The 17,174-nt window shown below is 66.0% G+C and carries 16 protein-coding genes; 8 read left to right on the top strand and 8 right to left on the bottom strand.

Features of this window, described 5'->3' with window-relative positions:
* Positions 1-58 precede the first annotated feature (58 nt).
* The 3 genes from ACWIGM_RS12550 (at position 59) to ACWIGM_RS12540 (ending at position 1,996) form a co-directional block, all read left to right on the top strand.
* A complete protein-coding gene (locus tag ACWIGM_RS12550) occupies positions 59-1,027 on the top strand; it encodes an MBL fold metallo-hydrolase (RefSeq protein WP_454026265.1) in 969 nt (322 codons plus the stop codon).
* 182 nt (positions 1,028-1,209) lie between these two features.
* Positions 1,210-1,497 carry a hypothetical protein gene (locus ACWIGM_RS12545; protein ID WP_454026264.1) on the top strand — a complete coding sequence of 96 codons (288 nt, stop codon included), beginning with the start codon at positions 1,210-1,212 and terminating at the stop codon, positions 1,495-1,497.
* A gap of 217 nt (positions 1,498-1,714) precedes the next feature.
* Positions 1,715-1,996, top strand: coding sequence for a hypothetical protein (locus ACWIGM_RS12540; RefSeq protein WP_454026263.1), 282 nt, complete (start codon positions 1,715-1,717; stop codon positions 1,994-1,996).
* A gap of 70 nt (positions 1,997-2,066) precedes the next feature.
* Here ACWIGM_RS12540 and ACWIGM_RS12535 read toward each other — a convergent pair whose 3' ends face one another.
* Together ACWIGM_RS12535 and ACWIGM_RS12530 are read right to left on the bottom strand one after the other, a co-directional pair.
* Positions 2,067-2,366, bottom strand: coding sequence for a hypothetical protein (locus ACWIGM_RS12535; protein ID WP_454026262.1), 300 nt, complete (start codon positions 2,364-2,366; stop codon positions 2,067-2,069).
* Between the two features lie 267 nt (positions 2,367-2,633).
* Positions 2,634-3,014 (bottom strand): hypothetical protein, encoded by a 381-nt coding sequence (locus ACWIGM_RS12530; protein WP_454026261.1) that lies wholly within the window; start codon positions 3,012-3,014, stop codon positions 2,634-2,636.
* Positions 3,015-3,060: 46 nt separating this feature from the next.
* On the opposite strand from ACWIGM_RS12530, the gene ACWIGM_RS12525 reads away from it, so the two are divergent.
* The 3 genes from ACWIGM_RS12525 to ACWIGM_RS12515 are packed head-to-tail and all read left to right on the top strand — an operon-like array spanning position 3,061 to position 6,047.
* The gene (locus ACWIGM_RS12525) at positions 3,061-3,375 is read left to right on the top strand and encodes an ArsR/SmtB family transcription factor (RefSeq protein WP_454026260.1); all 315 of its coding nucleotides are present in this window, start codon (positions 3,061-3,063) and stop codon (positions 3,373-3,375) included.
* 60 nt (positions 3,376-3,435) lie between these two features.
* A complete protein-coding gene (locus ACWIGM_RS12520; RefSeq protein ID WP_454026259.1) occupies positions 3,436-4,830 on the top strand; it encodes an FAD-dependent oxidoreductase in 1,395 nt (464 codons plus the stop codon).
* Complete coding sequence (locus ACWIGM_RS12515) at positions 4,827-6,047, top strand: MFS transporter (protein WP_454026258.1); 1,221 nt, start codon at positions 4,827-4,829, stop codon at positions 6,045-6,047. Before ACWIGM_RS12520 ends, ACWIGM_RS12515 begins: the two co-directional genes overlap by 4 nt.
* Positions 6,048-6,176: 129 nt before the next feature.
* Here ACWIGM_RS12515 and ACWIGM_RS12510 read toward each other — a convergent pair whose 3' ends face one another.
* Positions 6,177-7,445 (bottom strand): cell wall hydrolase, encoded by a 1,269-nt coding sequence (locus tag ACWIGM_RS12510; protein WP_454026257.1) that lies wholly within the window; start codon positions 7,443-7,445, stop codon positions 6,177-6,179.
* Positions 7,446-7,678: 233 nt separating this feature from the next.
* On the opposite strand from ACWIGM_RS12510, the gene ACWIGM_RS12505 reads away from it, so the two are divergent.
* Positions 7,679-9,352: an acyl-CoA dehydrogenase family protein gene (locus tag ACWIGM_RS12505; RefSeq protein ID WP_454026256.1), complete on the top strand. Its 1,674-nt coding sequence runs from the start codon at positions 7,679-7,681 to the stop codon at positions 9,350-9,352.
* Here the strand turns inward: ACWIGM_RS12505 and ACWIGM_RS12500 are convergent.
* From ACWIGM_RS12500 to ACWIGM_RS12480, 5 genes are all read right to left on the bottom strand, one after another.
* On the bottom strand, positions 9,349-9,678 hold the full coding sequence (locus ACWIGM_RS12500; RefSeq protein ID WP_454026255.1) for a DUF6968 family protein: 330 nt from the start codon (positions 9,676-9,678) through the stop codon (positions 9,349-9,351). The genes ACWIGM_RS12505 and ACWIGM_RS12500 overlap by 4 nt on opposite strands.
* An 18-nt stretch (positions 9,679-9,696) precedes the next feature.
* Complete coding sequence (locus ACWIGM_RS12495; RefSeq protein ID WP_454026254.1) at positions 9,697-10,215, bottom strand: winged helix DNA-binding protein; 519 nt, start codon at positions 10,213-10,215, stop codon at positions 9,697-9,699.
* A gap of 210 nt (positions 10,216-10,425) precedes the next feature.
* On the bottom strand, positions 10,426-11,421 hold the full coding sequence (locus tag ACWIGM_RS12490) for a TRAP transporter substrate-binding protein (RefSeq protein ID WP_454026253.1): 996 nt from the start codon (positions 11,419-11,421) through the stop codon (positions 10,426-10,428).
* Positions 11,422-11,453: 32 nt separating this feature from the next.
* Positions 11,454-12,761 (bottom strand): TRAP transporter large permease, encoded by a 1,308-nt coding sequence (locus tag ACWIGM_RS12485; RefSeq protein WP_454026252.1) that lies wholly within the window; start codon positions 12,759-12,761, stop codon positions 11,454-11,456.
* Positions 12,762-12,764: 3 nt separating this feature from the next.
* Positions 12,765-13,313 carry a TRAP transporter small permease gene (locus tag ACWIGM_RS12480; RefSeq protein ID WP_454026251.1) on the bottom strand — a complete coding sequence of 183 codons (549 nt, stop codon included), beginning with the start codon at positions 13,311-13,313 and terminating at the stop codon, positions 12,765-12,767.
* A gap of 232 nt (positions 13,314-13,545) precedes the next feature.
* Between ACWIGM_RS12480 and ACWIGM_RS12475 the strand changes: the two genes are divergently transcribed.
* Positions 13,546-17,145 carry a hydantoinase B/oxoprolinase family protein gene (locus ACWIGM_RS12475; protein ID WP_454026250.1) on the top strand — a complete coding sequence of 1,200 codons (3,600 nt, stop codon included), beginning with the start codon at positions 13,546-13,548 and terminating at the stop codon, positions 17,143-17,145.
* The last annotated feature ends 29 nt before the right edge of the window (positions 17,146-17,174 follow it).

Below are 17,174 nucleotides of genomic sequence, written 5' to 3'. Positions count from 1 at the left end.
CTCCTGACTGAGGCGCCGCTCTTGGCGTCTCGCGCTCGGATGAGCCCAGGAGTTCACGATGACCGGTCTTTCACGCAGGGGATTTTCGCTCGGCCTCCCGGCCCTGGCGGCTGCAGGCGCTGCTCTGTCGTCGGCCGGCCTGGCGCAGGCGCCGGCAGCGGCCGAGCGTTCCGCGGATCAGCCGCCCTTGGCGCAGCTCAGGATCGGCCGCTTCACGGTGACGGCGTTGAGCGACGGCTATGTCGACATGCCCTATGAGTACTTCCCCGGCCGCTCCGCCGCCGAAGTCGAGGCGCTGGCGAAGGCGCAGTTCTCGGCGCGCGCCGGCGGCGTCAGGATGATGTTCAACCAGTATCTGATCGAGGACGGCAGCAGCCGTATCCTGATCGATGCCGGGCCGGGCGGGACCATCGGCCAGTCGGGGCGTTTGCCGGCGGGCTTGAGCGCGCTCGGTCTCGATCGCGGCCGGATCGACGCCGTGATCGTCACCCACATGCATCAGGACCATATCGGCGGCCTCGTCGCTGGCGAGCAGGCCAATTTCGCCAAGGCCGAGATCTATGTCGACCGGCGCGAGCTGGCGCACTGGACCAATCCGGCGACCCGCTCGGCCTCTCCTTCCTATCTCCAGAACGGCATCAAGCTCGCCGGCGAGGTCGCGCGGCTCTATCCGAAGCTGCAGGCCATCGATGGCGAGCGCGAGATCATCCCCGGCGTCTCGATCGTCGATCTGGCCGGCCACACCCCCGGCCATATCGGCGTACGCATCGCCGATGCCGGCCAGAGCCTGATCATGGCCGGCGACATGCTGTTCCCGGTCGTGCATCCGGCGGGGCTGGATGTGAACTTCCTGTTCGAGCAGGACCGCCCGGCTGCGCAGGCGATGCGCACCCGCTTCTTCCAGCGTGCGGCAGCCGAGGGCGCCCTGATCGCCGCGACCCATATGCCCTTCCCGGGGCTGGGCCGCGTCGTTGCCGATCAGGGCCAGTATCGCTGGCTGCCGGCCGCCTGGGCTTTTCAGGACTAGCCGGCTCGGCAGGCGTCGTCCGAAAGCTGGGAGCGAGGCCGGGAGCGATCCCGGCCTCGCGCTGCATCGCGGCGATGCTCGCATCGGCTGCGTAGGCGGCTTCCATACAACCCGGCATGTTGACGTGGCGCCTCGGCCGATGCCACATCGCGCGGCTCTGGAGTCACGCGGTGAATCGCCTATTGCTGCAAACCGTGATCGTTGGCGTCGGTTGCCTGCTGCTGCTGCGCCTGCTCGACGCCTATTCCTCCTGGCAGGGACAGGCGGCGCTCCGGTTGGTCGCGGGCTGGGGCGTGATTTATCTGGCGCTCGCCGCGCCGCTTTATTTTCTGGCCTGTCGCGACGAGGACCACGGGACCGAAACGACCTCGGCCCCGAAGACGGCTCACCCTGCAGAACAGATCTTCGGCATGGGCTTCTTCGGCGTGATCGGCCTGCTGCTGCTGGGCCACTATCTCACCAGGATCTAGAGCGCCTCCCAAGCGAAGCCTCGGGAAGAACTGTGCGGCAGGGCGCTCGGCGATTGCCGCCCCGCCTGGGCTTGCCCGGCTCGCAGCCCGGTGCCGGCTTCGACGCAGGCCTGGCGCGCACGCAAAATCGCCAATCCGCTAAAATGCCCGTCAAATCCGTAGCGGTTGGCCAACGGCCAGCGGATTAGAGGAGCGCCAGCAAAGCCCAGAACAGGCCATGACATATTCATCGCAAGACATCTCGAACGCGCTTCTGCGAATCAAGGAAGACGGGTTCGTCCTCGACAACGACGCTTTCGGCTATGCCGCGATCCGATGGGACCTGCGCAGGCTCAGGCGCGATCTGCGCGAGGCCGGCTATGCCGGCGCCGAGCTCGCCCAGGGCCGGATGGTGAACGAGGGCGAGGACATCTGCTGGCTCTACAATCCCGACGCGATCGGGAAAGACCAGGTCGACAGCCTGGCCGCGGCGCGGCATTCGGCGCTTTACAGCGGGTAGCCGTCGAGAGCAGGCAGCCTGGCTGCGGCCGCTCATCGCTCGTCTCGACCAGAGGAATGGATCCTGGTGCCTAGCGTGAGGAGCAGGGAGCGCTCTTCTCGAAGGCCTGTTCGCCGGTACCCACGCCGACCCCGTCGACTGCTGCGGCCGCCCGAGGCGGTGCGAGCAGCGCGATCGGCGTCTTGCGACCCGCCCCGCGCAAGAAACCCCTGACAACGGCGATGGCTGTTCCGATGCCGAAGCCTTTCAGCATTGCAATCACGAACAGGTTGACGATGATGGCCCGGGTCGGGCTGCCATGTTCCAGGATCGGAATCAGGCCGAAGGCGAACAAGGCCAGACCGGAGATGATAGCGAGCGCAACGGTCATCGTGCCTACCGCGTAGTCAGGGGCGCGGTATCTGGCACAGCAACCGGTGGCTGTCCAGAAGGGCGAATTGCAACTTTCGGGTACCCACCCGGCGCTGCGCGCATGCGGTTCGTCAAAGCCGGGTTTGAAATCCGCGGAGCACTGTGTTTGCTGCCATGGCGAGCCGTCGAAGGCCTGCCAGGACAGGCGTGCTGCCCATTAGGCCGGGGCCGGAAGACGCTCCGCAGCCTTGCCTACGAACGCGACAAGACATCCTGAAGACGATGCTTATCGTCCCTGCTGGAACTGGGGCGCGGCAATGTCTTGTTCGAAGGCTTCCGCTTGCCGCTCGTAGTCGCTCGCCATCGCCTTCAGGCGGGCCGCGGTCTCGTCGTCACAGGCCGTATCGGCCCAGCGGCGGCATTTCAACGCTTTCACACGCAGGGCCTGGGCCTGTCGAAGTCTGTCGTGGTCCATGAGGGCGCTCCAGCACAGCAGATCGCCAGGCTGTTTGTGGCGGTCAGGGCGGGAAACGCTTGGGCTGGGTGGAAGGATGGTCGAGATTCCCGTGATGCTGACAGGGTTGGGATCGTGAACGGCTCGAAGGGCTGGTACGAGCGCGGCGGTCGCGTCCGGAAGGTGCAGGTCGCCGAATAATTCGACGATCATCGAAATACCCCTTGACGGCCTCCCACAAGTGGCACAGTCTATTTCCATGAAAATCGAAGAAGCGGCAAAACAGCTTGAGGCGCTTGGCAATCCGACCCGCCTTGAGCTTTATCGGGTCCTGGTCCGCGCCGGCCACAGTGGGCTGCCGGTCAATCAGGTGCAGGAGCGTCTGGGCATTCCCGCCTCGACCCTCTCGCACCACCTTCAGCGCCTCGTGCAGAACGGACTGGTCTCACAGGAGCGGCAGGCCACGACCCTGATCTGTCGGGCCGAGTATTCTGCCATGGCTGCCTTGCTTGGTTTCCTCGCAGATGAATGCTGCGCCGATGAAGCCTGCTCAGCCTCCAATCAGGCCGCCTGAAGCGCCTTTTTATTTGCCCTATAATTCCATCCTTCTAGAATGATAGGAGAGCTTGTTATGATGGAACTCCCTGTCGCCGTCATTGGCGCCGGTCCTGTCGGCCTTGCCGCTGCGGCCAATCTCGTTGCGCGCGGCCTTCCCGTGAAGGTCTATGAAGCCGGTACCGCGGCCGGTGCGAGCATCAGCGATTGGGGCCACGTTCGGCTGTTCTCGCCATGGGCCTATAATGTCGATCCAGCGGCGCGCTCACTGCTGGAGAAGGCGGGATGGCGGGCGCCGGATGCGACCGTCTACCCGACCGGCAACGACCTCGTCCGCGATTACCTTGCTCCGCTGTCGCAAGCTCCCGAACTGGCGCCGGTCATTGAATATGGAGCTTGCGTCAAGGCTATCGGCCGGCGCGGCGTCGACAAGGTCGTCAGCCGTGACCGCGAGTTGCGCCCGTTCCAGCTGACTATCATCGGCAGCGACGGCCGTGTCCGCCGCGACCTCGCGCGGGCTGTGATCGACGCCTCGGGAACGTGGATGTCACCAAATCCGCTCGGCGCAGGCGGCGTGGCCGCAGACGGCGAGGAAGCGTTCGCGGACCGGATTGCCTACCGCATTCCCGATGTGCTCGGCCGGGACCGGGCCCGCTATGCCGGGCGCACGACGGTCGTTGTCGGGGCCGGTCATTCTGCAGCGAATGTGCTGCTCGATCTCGCCGAACTCGCGACCGCCGAACCCGCCAACAAGACGATCTGGCTGACGCGCAGCAACAACCTCTCCCGTGTCTACGGCGGCGGGGCCAACGACCAGCTCGCGGCGCGCGGCGACCTCGGGCAGAGACTGCGGCAGCTCGTCGAAGCGGGCAGCGTCGAACTCGTCACCAGTTTCGCGGTCATCACCGTACGAGAGGCGAATGGTCGCCTCGCGCTCGACGGCGAGACCCCGGAAGGTCTTCGCACGGTTGTGTCTGTCGATCAGATCGTGGTGTGCACGGGCCAGCGTCCGGACCTCGCATTGACCCGCGAACTGCGCATCGAGCTTGACCCGTGGCTGGAGAGCGCCAAGGCACTCGGGCCGATGATCGATCCCAACCTGCATTCCTGCGGTTCGGTGCCCCCGCACGGACACCGCGAGCTTTCTCATCCCGAGCCCGGCTTCTACACCGTCGGCATCAAGAGCTATGGCCGCGCGCCGACCTTCCTGATGCTGACCGGCTATGAGCAGGTCCGTTCGGTGGTTGCCGCAATCGCCGGTGACATGGCGGCGGCCGATACTGCCCAGCTCACCCTCCCGGAGACCGGCGTATGCACGACCGCACCGGAAAGCTCAGGCGGCTGCTGTGGCGGCCCGGCCCCGAGTGACGCAGACGCCTGCTGCGTCGACGACGCTTCCGCCAAAGCACAGGGCAAGGCGGGTTGCGGCTGTGGCAGCTCGTCGAAAATCGATGAGGCCGCCCAAGCGCAATGACGACACTCGCCGATTCGGAACATGGCCCGGGCCCTAGTGCGGGGATCGGGCTCATCCTCGCTCTGGGCATCACACAGGTCGCTGGTTACGGCGCGCTCTACTACGCGTTCGCCGTGCTCGCCCCTGGCATGACCAAGAGCTTTGGCTGGGCACCCGAATGGACCTATGGCGGCTTTGCCATTGGACTGCTCGCCGGCGGCTTGGTGGCGCCCTTCGCAGGGCGCCTGATCGACAAGTGCGGCACGCGCCGAATGATGAGCGTCGGCAGCGTGCTGGCGAGCCTGTCTCTCTTTGCCTTGTCCAAAGCTGAGGGATTGGTCAGCTACTACGCGGCAATGATCGTCCTCGAGGTCGTCTCGACGCTGGTTCTGTATGACGCCGCGTTCACGGCTCTCACTCAGGCGCATGGCGCGAATGCCAGGCGCGCGATCAGCAAGCTGACGCTGATTGGTGGCTTCGCCTCGACATTGTTCTGGCCGCTCACCACTGCGCTGCTGGCCCAGGCGGATTGGCGCTCGATCTATCAGATTTATGCAGTGGGGTATCTGGCCCTGGCGCTGCCGTTGCACGCCCTCCTGTTGCCTCGCGGCCGGGTGGCTGCCGCAAGGCCGTCTCAGCCGAGCGAGAAGCAGGACCATGGCGGTTATCTCGCCGGGCAGGCCCGCCGACGTGCCTTTGTCCTTCTTGCGATCGCGTTCTCGCTGCAAGGCTTCGTCGTCTCGGCGATGTCGGTTCATATGCTAACGCTGCTGCAGGGCTTCGGTTTCAGCGCGGCGCTGGCGGTCACCCTCGGCGCCATGGTCGGCCCCTCGCAGGTGACCGGACGGCTCATCGAGATGCTGTTCGGCATCAACGTCGCTCCAGTGACGACTGCGTGGGTCTCCGGCGCGCTCATGCCGCTAGGGTTCATCTTGCTCGCCTTCGCCAGCAACACGGCAGCGCTCGCTGGGCTCTTCGCGATCGCCTACGGCGTCAGCATGGGCTTGAGTTCGATCGTCCGCGGCACGGTGCCGCTCCAGCTCTTCGGTCCGGCCGGCTATGGCGCCATGCTTGGCAAATTGTCTGCACCCGGCCTGATCATCCGCGCTGCCGCCCCGCTGGGTTTTGCGGTCATGATGGAACGCGCTGGGCTGTCTGCAAGCACCGTGGTCTTGGTCGCGCTTTCTGGTGCCGCGGCATTGGCGTTGCTGCTGCTTGCGCGCGACGTGGCCCGCTAGATATGGCGCAGGACCTTAAGACCGGGGTCGGAAAGCTGTCGTTCGTCGGCAACCAAGCCTAGGTCCGAGTAGCGTCCAGCTTGGCCTAGCTCTGGCAGTGCCATTCGATTTTTCGCGCTACAGCAAGCTTTACGTCTGCCCCGGCCTGAGCTTGTAAAAAACATGCCGGCCGATCGTGTCCATCTTCTTCAGCTTGCGGGCCCAGTACGGCCGGACATAGTCGGCGTGGTAATGGGTCGAGGCGCCGACTTCCGCCAGATAGGTCGTGCCGTCATAGACCTCGCGGGCGATGCGGACCGCGTCGCGCCAGGGGCCGGGCTCGGTGATGCGCAGCGACTTGCCCTCGCAGGCGAAGGTGAACTGGCAGGCGAGATGGCGGCTGGCGTTCTGGTAGACCGCGCCGCAGACCGTGTTCGGGTAGAGCCCGCTCTTGACCCGGTTGAGCACCACCTGCGCCACCGCGGCGCGGCCCTGCTCGCCTTCCGAGCGCGCCTCGAAATAGACAGCCTCGGCCAGGCAGCGCTGCTCCTTGGCCATGTTCTCGGGCGCGATCAGGCTGGTGTAGATCTGCTTCTCGGCGGGATCGACGGTGCGCAGGTCCGTGGTTGGCCCACGCTCCGATTTGGCGACGCGGCTGCGCGACTTCGGCTCGGCGGCGACCGGCGCCATCTGCATCGGCGTCGCGGAGGCGCCGCCGGCGATGCCGGTGGAGGTCGGCGTGCTGGAGGACTGGCCGAGTGCGGTTGGGACGGTCGGCGTCGCGCCGTCGAGGTTTTCCGGATTGAGTTCGCCATGACGCGGCGAGCCGATGTTCTTTGGAACCGCCGTCGGCGAGGAATCCGACAGGGCCGGGTCGGTGACGCCCTCGTCGCGCAGGAAGGGCTCGAAGCCGAGCGGCGGCTCCTCCGGGCTTTCCTGCGCCTCGAGCGAGAAGCCGCCCGAGATCAGCCCGGGCTGGGTGTCGCCGAAGACGACGCGTTCGAGCTCGCCGGGCGGGCCGTTGCGGGTCAGCGTCGGGCGCAGCGACACGATCGGGTCGCCCTTGCTGCTGCGGTCGACCTGCGGGAAGCCGCTGGCGGAGCGCTTCATGTCCTCGCGCGGCTGGCGCGGATCGATCGCGAAGATGTTCTCGGGCTGCTCGAAGGAAAGGCGCGCCGGCTGGATCAGGCGGGCATAGGCGCGCTCGGGCAGATGGAAGGCGCTGGCGGCGACGAGCAGGGAAGGACCATCGGCCAGATCGGAGAGCGGGCCGGGCGCGGTACGCGCGATCAGCGAGCCTGGCGGGCCAAGGGGCGCCGGGTTCTGCCCGGCCGAGGCGGTGAAGGAGACCAGCATGCCGGCCGAAAGCGCCCAGGGCGCGACCGTCGCCAGCGCCCAGCGCAGACGCTGCCAGCCCACTCGCTTCGATCGCCGACGCAGACGCAACTGACCAGAGCCCTCATAGCCAAAAAGACGAAAGACGAGCGGCCGCGAACCGCGATGATGCAAATTCGCGACAGTTGGATAATCCCTTGTCAGGGTTGAAGGGGGGTTAACGCGGCAGGGCTCGCCGTAGCGGACATCCGCCAAAAGACGGCTTTCGCGATCCGCGATTCTTCCCTTATGCTGCGCCGCAACAAAGGGAGAGAGACATGAATGCCACCGCCCTCAAGGCCGATTCCGAGGCCAATGCCGTCGCGTTGATCGCTGCCGCCTTGCCGGGTTTCGAGGCTCTGCTGGAGGAGGCGGTCGCTGCCGTCAGGCAGAAGGTGCTGGTCGAGGGCCGGATCTCCTCGGCGAGGCTCGAGCAGGAGCAGCACGCCGCCCACGGCCTCTCTTGGCTCGCTACCTATGTGATGGCATTGCGCGAGCTGAAAGCCTATGGCGAGCGCCTGCAGGCCGAGGATCGCTATGGTGCGATCGAGGACTACGCCATCAGGATCGGCGCCGGCGAATATGCCGCCCAGATATTCGGCGGCATCCCGATGAGCCAGGGCGAGATCGTCCGCCTGCCGGCGCTCGGCCTTACGGCCAAGGCCGTCGCCGCTGCCTGCTCGGATGCGGCCGAGCAGTTGATCGCCGAGGGCAATACGCCGGAGAACCGCGCCCGCTTCGTTGCGCTGTTCAGCCAGAGCCAGGGCCTCGCCAGCGTCGGCGATCCCGGCCTCGACGAGACACTGGAAGCTATCCGCTCCGAGATGCGCCGGTTCTGCGAGCAGCAGGTGACGCCGCATGCGCATGAATGGCATCTTCAGAACGAATACATCCCGATGCCGGTGGTCGAGCAGATGGCCGAGCTCGGCGTCTTCGGCCTAACCATCCCCGAGGAGTTCGGCGGCATGGGCCTGTCGAAGGTCTCGATGTGCGTCGTCTCCGAGGAACTCTCGCGCGGCTATATCGGCGTCGGCTCGCTTGGCACCCGCTCCGAGATCGCCGCCGAACTGATCCTGAACGGCGGTACCGACGAGCAGAAGGCCTATTGGCTGCCGAAGATCGCCTCGGGCGAGATCCTGCCGACCGCGGTCTTCACCGAGCCGAACACCGGCTCCGACCTCGCTTCCTTGCGCACCAAGGCGGTGAAGGATGGTGAGGTCTGGAAGGTCTACGGCAACAAGACCTGGATCACCCATCCGGTCCGTGCCGACATCATGACGCTGCTGGTCCGCACCGACCCGGATGCGCCGGGCTATCGCGGCCTCTCCATGCTGATCGCCGAAAAGCCGCGCGGCACAGACGCCGAGCCGTTCCCGGTCGAAGGCCTGACCGGCGGCGAGATCGAGGTGCTCGGCTATCGCGGCATGAAGGAATACGAGCTCGCCTTCGACGGTTTCGAGGTCAAGGGGGAGAACCTGCTCGGCGGTGTCGAAGGGCAGGGCTTCAAGCAATTGATGCAGACCTTCGAGGCGGCCCGCATCCAGACCGCGGCGCGCGCGCTCGGGGTCGCGCAATCGGCCTTCGACCTCGGCCTGCGCTATGCCCAGGAGCGCATCCAGTTCGGCAAGCCGCTGATCGCCTTCCCGCGCGTCGCCGACAAGCTCGCCATGATGGCGGCTGAGCTGGTCATCGCCCGCCAGCTCACCTATTTCGCCGCCCGCGAGAAGGATGCCGATCGGCGCTGCGATCTCGAGGCCGGCATGGCCAAGCTCTTGGGCGCCCGCGTCGCCTGGGCGGCGGCCGACAACGCGCTGCAGATCCATGGCGGCAATGGCTTTGCGCTGGAATATCCGGTCAGCCGCGTGCTCTGCGACGCCCGCATCCTCAACATCTTCGAGGGCGCGGCCGAGATCCAGGCGCAGGTGATCGCGCGGCGGCTGGTTGAGGGTTAGCCCTCGTCCTCAGCATCGCCACCGACCAACAGGTGCCGGATGATCTTCGGTACCGGGTAGCCATAGCCGTCGCCTGGCTCGATCCATCTGAGCCGGCCGGAGCGGTGATAGTCGCTGGTGTAGAGGTCAGTCCCGACCGCTTTCAACGCCAGCAGTATCGCCTGCGTTGCATCGATGCCGTAGCCGAAACCGCGGCGCTGGCCGTCCGGCCAACCGATCTCGTATGCGCAGGACCAATCGTGTTCGCCTTGGCGCGGTGTTTCGATGGTGATTTGAACCAGGATGTCGCCGGACCCAGACGCGTAAGTCAGTGTCCTCCGCAACATGTCATAGCCCTCGCGTTTCTAAAGGCTCGCCGCTGCCCGTGCCGCCTGGTCGTACTGCCCTGAGAGCGAGCGCATCGCGGCGGCGATCTCCGATAGCCGGGCGGGGTCGATGCCGGTCGCCAGCACTGACTTGACCAGCAACTGCTCGCGGATCTGGGCATAGCGCCTGCAGGCTTCTTCGCCGGCGGGGGTGATCGCGACGGTCTTCTCCTTGCCCTTGCGCCCGCTCTTCAGGAGCTTCAGGCGCTCGAGCTTCTTCAGCGAGTAGTTCACCAGATGCGTGTCCTCGATGTTGAGGACGAGACAGATGTCGGCGAGGCGCTTGGCCTTGCCGCGATGGTTGACGTTGTGCAGGACGAGCACGTCCATCGGCGTCAGTTCCGGCACGCCCGCTGCCGTCATGGCGCGCAGCATCCAGCGATGGAAGGCGTTGACGGTCATCGTCAGCGCGAACTCGAACTCCGACAGCGCCGGCATCGCGCCGGAGGCGAGATGACCGGAGGAGACGATCGGGCCGAGGTCGTCGGAAGGGTGCATGCTGCTTCTTGCCGAAAGGGGCGCGGTACGCGGGGAGCTTCCTTCTCCCCTCGGGGGAGAAGGTGTCTGCGGAGCAGACGGATGAGGGCGGTGCGACCGGGTGAGGTGAGGGCAGGTCGAGCCCGTCCTTCCCTCATCCGTCAGCGTTTCGCGCTGCCACCTTCTCCCCCGAAGGGAGAAGGGTTCGCGTCGCCCTCGTCCTGAGCCGCCTCACATCTTCTTATAAGCGTCGACGATCGCCTGGCCGTCGGCGCCGGCTTTCTTCAGCCAGTCGGCGGTCAGCGTCTCGCCGGCCTTCTTGAAGCCGCTGGCGAGGGCCGGCGAGGGCGCATTGACCTTCATGCCCTTGCTCTTGAGCTGGTCGAGATACCAGTTGGTCTTCTCTTCCCAGAGCTTCCAGCCGCGAGCTTCCGCATCGGCCGAGGCCTTGAGAATCGCGTCCTGCGTCGCCTTGTCGAGGCCGGCAAAGGCCGCCTTGTTGACGAAGGTGGCGTTCTTCGGGATCCAGGCTTGGACGTCGTAGAAATGCGTCAGCGTCTCCCAGGCCTTCGAGTCGTAGCCGGTGCCGCCCGATGACATGAAGGAATTGACCACGCCGGTCGCCAGCGCCTGCGGCAGCTCCGCCGCCTGGATTGTGACCGCCTGCATGCCGAGCAATTCGCCGAGGCGGGTCGTGCCGACATTATAGGCCCGCCACTTCAGGCCCTTCATGTCCTCGATCGTGTTGATCTCCTTCTTGGCGTAGACGCCCTGCGGCGCCCAGGGGACCATGAACAGGAGCTTGATACCCTGGCTGTCGAGCTTCTTCTCGACCGCTGCCTTCGAGGCCGCATAGAGCTTCTTCGACTCGACGAAGGAGGTCGCCAGGAACGGCACGACGTCGATGCCGAAGACCGGGTCCTCGTTCTCGTGCAGCGACATCAGCACCTCGCCCATCTGGGCCTGGCCGGTCTGGACGGCGCGTTTGATCTCGGGCGCCTTGAACAAAGCGGCATTGGCGTGGACCGTGATCGAGAGCTTGCCTGATGTCGCCGCCTCGACGTCCTTGGCGAAGGTGGCGAGGTTCTCGCTGTGCGGGTTGTCGGACGGGTAGGCCGCCGGCAGGTTCCACTTCGCCTGGGCGAAGGCCGCGGGGGCGGCGAGCGAGATGCTCGCGGCGGCGACGCCGGCGACGAGCATGCCCTTGATGAAATCGCTGCGCTTCATGGTGTTCTCCGTTCCCTCTTGGTGGTTGCGCATCATCCTGGAAAGGCGAGCTGGGGCAAGATCATCACGATCTGTGGGAAGATCGTAATGATCGCCACTGCGGCGACCAGTAGAAAAAAGAAGGGCAAGGCGGCGAGCGCGACCGTGTTCGAATCCTTGCCCGACATGGTCTGCAGGACGAACAGGTTGAAGCCGACCGGCGGCGAGACCTCGGCCATCTCGACGATCAGCACCAGGAAGATGCCGAACCACACCAGGTCGAAGCCGGCGGCCTTGATCATCGGGATGACGATCGCGGTGGTCAGCACGATCATCGAGATGCCGTCGAGCGCGGTGCCGAGCACGATGTACATCACGGTGAGCGCGGCGATCAGCGCATAGGGCGAGAGATGCAGGCTATCGACCCATTCGGCCAGCGCGGCCGGGATGCCGGTATAGGCCATCGAGGTCGACATGAAGGAGGCGCCGGCGAGGATCAGCATGATCATGCAGGTGATCCGCGTCGTGCCCATCACGCTCTGCCAGAAGGCTTCTTTGGTCAGCGAGCCCGACCACCAGGCGATGCCGAAGGAGCCGAGCACGCCCCAGGCCGCGCATTCCGTTGCTGTCGCCCAGCCGAGCAGCAGCGACAGGAACACCAGCGCGATCAGCAGCATGCAGGGGATGAGATTGGCCGATTCCCGGAGCTTCTCGCGCAGACTCATCCTCGGCTCGGCCGGCGGCGCCTTGTCCGGATGCAGCATGTGCCAGATCGCGATGTAGCCGGAATAGAGCGCCATCACGAGCAGGCCGGGCAGGAAGCCGGCGAGGAAGATCTGGATGATCGAGACATTCGCCGCCACCGCATAGACCACCATGGTGATCGAGGGCGGGATCAGGATGCCGAGCGTGCCAGCGCCGGCGAGCGAGCCGAGTGCGAGCTTCTCGTCGTAGCCGCGGCGCTTCAGCTCGGGCAGGGCGATCTTGGCGACGGTGGCGCAGGTCGCGGCCGAAGAGCCGGAAACCGAGCCGAAGATGCCGCAAGCCAGCACGTTGACATGCATCAGCCGGCCCGGCAGCCAGTTCAGCCAGGGGGCGAGGCCGCGGAACATCTCTTCCGACAGCTTCGTTCGATAGAGAATCTCGCCCATCCAGATGAAGAGGGGCAGGGCGGCGAGTGTCCAGGAGGCGCTGTTGCCCCAGATCGTCGTGGCGAGCACCGAGCCGGCCGGAATGCCGCCGGCGACGAATTGCATCGCGACCCAGCCGCAGGCCATCAGCGAAATCGCGATCCAGACGCCGCCCGCCAGCATGATGACCAGCAGGACGAGCAGCAGCGCGGAGATTTCCATCATCGACATCGCTCAGACTCCGCTCGCCATGGCACGCTCGACGATCTCCTCGTCGGATTGCGGCGGCGGCTTCTCGTAGCGCGGCGGCTGGCCACGCAGCACGACGTGGACGAACTCGTCGAGCATGGCGATGAACAGGATGACGAGGCCGCCGGAATAGCCGAGCTGCGGGATCCACATCGGCATGGCGACGACGCCGCCGGCGACGTCGTTGAACTCATAGGACTGCCAGGTCATCACCACGGCGTGCCAGGCGAAGAAGCCGGCAAAGCCGAGGCCGAGAACGAGGGAGAAGACCTCGAAGAACCAGCGCTTGCGACCCTGGAAATGGTCGATCAGCAGGCCGACCCGGATCATCTCGCCGGATTTGAAGGTGTGGGCGAGGCCGAGGAAGGCCATCGCCGCCATGCACCAGGAGGCGAAATCGTCGCCGGCCGGGATGTTGAAGCCGACCTCGCGGCCGATCGACAATCCCATCATCAGGACGAGGATAGCGATCAGGAACAAGCCGGCAGCATAACCGGCGAAGAGGTAGAGCGCATCGAGGAAGCGGCGGATCATGCGCGCGCCTCGCGACGATGGGCCGTCGCACCGGGCCGCTCGGCCATGCGCAAAGCGGCGGTTGCCAGGACCGGTCCTGTCATGAAAGCCTCCCCTCGATCGGCCCGGCCCCTCAGCCATGTCCCGATCGCTGATGTCGATCCTAGTCGGCGAAATGAGCTTGTCAACGTTTCATCGACGATTTATCGATGAAACGTCAAAGAGCCTTATTGGCCAATAATCGGGGGATCAGATGACGAGCGGCCGTTGGGATTTCTGGATCGACCGTGGCGGCACCTTCACCGACGTGATCGGCCGCGATCCTGCAGGCAAGTTGCATGCCCGCAAGCTGCTCTCCGAAAATCCCGGCGCCTATCGTGACGCTGCCGTCCAGGGCATCCGCGACCATCTCGGTCTCAAGGCCGGCGAACCGATCCCGGCCGGCACGGTCGGCGAGGTCCGCATGGGCACGACGGTCGCGACCAACGCGCTGCTCGAGCGCAAGGGCGACCGTACTTTGCTCGTCACCACCAAGGGTTTCCGCGACGCGCTGCGCATCGGCTACCAGGCCCGGCCCGACATCTTCGCCAAGGAGATCATCAAGCCGGAGCAGCTCTACGACGCCGTCGTCGAGATCGAGGAGCGCGTCCTCGCCGACGGCGCGGTCGAGAAGGTCGCCGACGAAGCCGCGATCCGCGCCGCCTTGCAGGCACAGTTCGATGCCGGTTTCCGCGCCGTCGCCATCGCCTTCATGCACGGCTACCGCTATCCGGCCCATGAAGAGCTCGCCGCCAAGATCGCCCGCGAGATCGGCTTCCCGCAGGTCTCGGTCAGCCATGAGGTCTCACCTCTGATCAAGCTGGTCGGGCGCGGTGACACCGCCGTGGTCGATGCCTATCTCTCGCCGATCCTCGCCCGCTATGTCGCGCAGGTCTCCGAAGAACTCGACATCGCCCGCACCGGCGCGCGGCTGATGTTCATGATGTCCTCGGGCGGCCTCACCGCCGCCGAGCTGTTCCAGGGCAAGGATGCGATCCTGTCCGGCCCGGCCGGCGGCGTCGTCGGCCTCGCCGAGACCGGCCGTTCGGCCGGTTTCGACAAGGTCATCGGCTTCGACATGGGCGGCACCTCGACCGACGTCGCCCATTTCGACGGCGAGTACGAGCGCGCCTTCGAGACCGAGGTCGCGGGCGTGCGCATGCGCGCGCCGATGATGCTGATCCATACGGTCGCGGCCGGCGGCGGCTCGATCCTGCATTTCGACGGCTCGCGCTTCCGCGTCGGCCCTGACTCCGCCGGCGCCAATCCTGGCCCGGCCGCCTATCGCCGTGGCGGCCCGCTCGCCGTGACCGACGCCAACGTCATGGTCGGCAAGCTGATCCCGTCCTATTTCCCGCCGATCTTCGGCCCCGGCCAGGACCAGCCGCTCGATGTCGCGACAGTGCGCGAGAAGTTCGCGACGCTCGCGGCCGAGGTCGGCGATGGCCGTTCCCCGGAGGAGGTCGCCGATGGCTTCGTCCAGATCGCGGTCGCCAACATGGCCGAGGCGATCAAGAAGATCTCGGTCCAGCGCGGCTATGACATCACCCGCTATGCGCTGAATTCCTTCGGCGGCGCCGGCGGCCAGCATGCCTGCCTCGTCGCCGATGCGCTCGGCATCAAGACCGTGCTGCTGCACCCGTTCTCCGGCCTGCTCTCGGCCTATGGCATGGGCCTCGCCGAGATCCGCGCCACCCGGACCGCGGCGCTCGATGTGCCGCTCGATGCCGAGGCCAAGGCCGCGATCGGCGCGCTCGCCGACCGGCTGGGCGCCGATGCGAAGGGCGAGGTGGCAGGGCAGGGCGTGCCGGATGGCGATATCGCCATCCATGTCCGCGCCCATATCCGCTATGCCGGCACCGATACCGCGATCGCGACGCCCTTCGGCAGCCGCGCCGAGATGCAGGACGCCTTCCAGGCGGCGCACAAAGCCCGCTTCGGTTTCATGGACGAGACCAAGGCGCTGGTCGTCGAGGCCGTCGAGGTCGAGGCCGTCGGCGGCGGCGCCCGCTTCGAGGAGGCTGCTGCGGCTGAGAACGCTGGCGAGCCCGGAATCGCCGAGCGCACCCGCTTCTTCTCGAAGGGGCAGTGGCACGAGGCCGCGATCGTCCGGCGTGAGGCGATGGCGCGCGGCCAGGGCATTGCCGGCCCGGCCATCGTGATCGAGCCGAACCAGACCGTCGTGGTCGAGGACGGCTGGACCGCCAGGCTGACCGCCAAGGACCATCTCGTCCTGACCCGCAGCAAGGCGCTGGTCCAGAACGCCGCGATCGGCACCAAGGCCGATCCGGTCATGCTCGAGATCTTCAACAACCTGTTCATGTCGATCGCCGAGCAGATGGGCGTGACGCTGCAGAACACCGCCTATTCGGTGAACATCAAGGAGCGGCTCGACTTCTCCTGCGCCGTCTTCGACCAGACCGGCGCGCTCGTCGCCAACGCGCCGCACATGCCGGTGCACTTGGGCTCGATGGATCGCTCGGTCGAGACGGTGATCTCGAACAACCCGGTGATCCGGCCTGGCGACGTCTACTGCCTGAACGCGCCCTATAATGGCGGCACGCATCTGCCCGACATCACGGTCTGCACGCCGGTCTTCGACAATGAGGACAAGGACATCCTGTTCTGGGTGGCGAGCCGCGGCCATCATGCCGATGTCGGCGGCACGGCGCCGGGCTCGATGTCGCCGCTGGCGACCAATATCGAGGAAGAAGGCGTCTATATCGACAACTTCAAGATCGTCGATCAGGGCCGCTTCTGCGAAGAAGAGCTGGTCAAGCTGCTGACCGGCGCGCGCTATCCCGTCCGCAACGTCGTCCAGAACGTCAACGACCTGAAGGCGCAGATCGCCGCCAATGAGAAGGGCGTGGCCGAGCTGCGCAAGATGATCCGCTCCTTCGGCCTCGACGTGGTCCAGGCCTATATGGGCCATGTTCAGGACAATGCCGCCGAGAGCGTCGCACGCCTGCTGACCCGCCTGCACGACTCCGAGTTCACCTATCCGATGGACCAGGGCTGCGCGATCAAGGTGAAGATCATCATCGATCGCGACAAGCGCGAGGCGATCGTCGACTTCACCGGCACCTCGCCGCAGCGCGAGGACAACTTCAACGCGCCGGCGCCGGTCACCCGCGCCGCCGTGCTCTATGTCTTCCGCGTCATGGTCGACGACGCGATCCCGATGAATGCTGGGTGCCTGCGGCCGATCAAGGTGATCGTGCCTGAAGGCTCGATGCTGGCGCCGCGCTATCCGGCCGCCGTCGTCGCCGGCAATGTCGAGGTCAGCCAGGCCGTGACCAACACGCTGTTCGGCGCGCTGGAGGCGATGTCGTCCTCGCAGGGCACGATGAACAACCTGACTTTCGGCAACGACCAGTACCAGTATTACGAGACGATCTGCTCGGGCTCGCCGGCCGGGCCGGGCTTCAACGGCACCTCCGGTGTCCACGTCCACATGACCAATTCGCGCCTGACCGATCCGGAGATCCTGGAGACGCGCTTCCCGGTCGTGCTCGAGGACTTCCACATCCGCGCGGGATCCGGCGGCAAGGGCGAATGGAATGCCGGCGACGGCACCAGCCGCACCATCCGCTTCCTCAAGACGATGGACTGCGCCATCCTGGCTTCGCACCGCAAGGTTCGCCCCTTCGGCATGAAGGGCGGTGAGCCCGGGCAGCTCGGTCGGACGCTGGTCCGGCGGCTTTCGGGCGAGGTCGAGGAGCTCAAGCCATCAGACCAGACGCTGCTCCAGGCCGGCGAAGCGGTGACCGTGATCACGCCGACGGCGGGGGGCTATGGAAAGCCGAAGGGCTGAGGCTTAGGTCTGGTCTTCAAGATGGAGAC

The sequence above is a fragment of the Allobosea sp. NPDC055332 genome, from assembly GCF_053645455.1.
The sequence above is the reverse complement of the archived record's forward strand: the minus strand, read 5'-3'. Positions and strand labels throughout refer to the sequence as shown.